The sequence below is a fragment of the Neobacillus cucumis genome, assembly GCF_023715505.1.
In genome coordinates, this window is record NZ_JAMBOH010000090.1 from 1 (window position 1) to 960 (window position 960).

A 960-nucleotide genomic window follows, 5' to 3' on the forward strand; every position below is an offset into this window, starting at 1 on the left:
AATTTTATAGTCTGGTAATTAAGGCGAGAAGGTCACACCCGTTCCCATACCGAACACGGAAGTTAAGCTTCTCAGCGCCGATGGTAGTTGGGACGCGAGTCCCTGTGAGAGTAGGACGTTGCCAGGCTAAGCCCCTTGTGGGGCTATTCTTTTGCGGAAATTACAGTTAGGCCCCTTGGTCAAGCGGTTAAGACACCGCCCTTTCACGGCGGTAACACGGGTTCGAATCCCGTAGGGGTCACCACTTTTGGAGGATTAGCTCAGCTGGGAGAGCATCTGCCTTACAAGCAGAGGGTCGGCGGTTCGATCCCGTCATCCTCCACCATGATTTTTCACGAAAGTGAAAATAAGCAACAATAAATGCCGGGGTAGCTCAATTGGTAGAGCACGACCGAATAAGCTTCCTGTATTATCTTCAGCATACTGACCGAGATGCTGCTTGATTAATCTTTCTGAGGTCAGGATGACGGTATTAAAGACAGCGTGTAAGAATTTAATATTTCTTCATACTTTACGCCGGGGTAGCTCAATTGGTAGAGCAACTGACTTGTAATCAGTAGGTTGGGGGTTCAAGTCCTCTCGCCGGCACCTTTTCTTTGTATGAGCCATTAGCTCAGTTGGTAGAGCATCTGACTTTTAATCAGAGGGTCGAAGGTTCGAGTCCTTCATGGCTCATCAGAGTTTTTTGCAAAAGCAAAATAACCTGCTATATATGCGGGTGTGGCGGAATTGGCAGACGCACCAGACTTAGGATCTGGCGCCGCAAGGCGTGGGGGTTCGACTCCCTTCACCCGCACCAAGTTTTTTTACGAAGCAAAATAACCTAGAATATGTGCGGAAGTAGTTCAGTGGTAGAACACCACCTTGCCAAGGTGGGGGTCGCGGGTTCGAATCCCGTCTTCCGCTCCAAAAGTGCCGGGGTGGCGGAACTGGCAGACGCACAGGACTTAAAATCCTGCG

6 tRNA genes and 1 rRNA gene are annotated in these 960 nt (G+C 49.8%); all 7 read left to right on the forward strand.

The features are described 5' to 3' along the window. Positions 1–10: 10 nt before the first annotated feature. The 7 genes from rrf to M3226_RS31465 all read left to right on the forward strand — a co-directional run bounded on the left by rrf (position 11) and on the right by M3226_RS31465 (position 909). Positions 11–127 (forward strand): 5S ribosomal RNA (gene rrf / locus M3226_RS31435). A gap of 42 nt (positions 128–169) precedes the next feature. Beyond that, positions 170–244: transfer RNA gene (locus M3226_RS31440), tRNA-Glu, on the forward strand. A gap of 5 nt (positions 245–249) precedes the next feature. Beyond that, positions 250–325: transfer RNA gene (locus M3226_RS31445), tRNA-Val, on the forward strand. A gap of 190 nt (positions 326–515) precedes the next feature. Next, positions 516–588: transfer RNA gene (locus M3226_RS31450), tRNA-Thr, on the forward strand. Positions 589–602: 14 nt separating this feature from the next. Then, positions 603–675: transfer RNA gene (locus M3226_RS31455), tRNA-Lys, on the forward strand. 39 nt (positions 676–714) lie between these two features. Then, positions 715–799, forward strand: a tRNA-Leu gene (locus M3226_RS31460). A 35-nt stretch (positions 800–834) separates the two neighbouring features. Continuing rightward, positions 835–909: transfer RNA gene (locus tag M3226_RS31465), tRNA-Gly, on the forward strand. Positions 910–960 lie beyond the last annotated feature (51 nt).